Consider the following 387-nt stretch of genomic DNA (forward strand, 5'->3'; position numbering starts at 1 on the left):
TCCTTGGGCAGGTCCGGGTACGTGTTGCGGTCGGGTGTCTTCACTCTGACCGGCGTATTCGGGCTGGTGGTCGTTCCGCCGCCGAGCTGGCCACTGCTGTTGCTTCCCCAGGCGTAGGCGTTGCCGTCGCTGCCCAGGGCCAGCGAATGATAGGCTCCGGCGCTGACCTGCAGGTAGGTGAAGTCCTTGGGCAGGTCCGGGTACGTGTTGCGGTCGGGTGTCTTCACTCTGACCGGCGTATTCGGGCTGGTGGTCGTTCCGCCGCCGAGCTGGCCACTGCTGTTGCTTCCCCAGGCGTAGGCGTTGCCGTCGCTGCCCAGGGCCAGCGAATGATAGGCTCCGGCGCTGACCTGCAGGTAGGTGAAGTCCTTGGGCAGGTCCGGGTAC

At 66.1% G+C, this 387-nt stretch carries 1 protein-coding gene; it reads right to left on the reverse strand.

Annotated elements, in window-relative coordinates; all coding sequences use genetic code 11:
• On the reverse strand, positions 1-387 hold a 387-nt coding region (locus QRX40_RS08665), incomplete at both ends, for an RCC1 domain-containing protein (RefSeq protein WP_396184589.1).

It is taken from the genome of Bifidobacterium sp. H6bp9 (assembly GCF_032193695.1).
In the GTDB taxonomy this organism is placed as follows: Bacteria; Actinomycetota; Actinomycetes; order Actinomycetales; family Bifidobacteriaceae; genus Bombiscardovia; species Bombiscardovia kimbladii.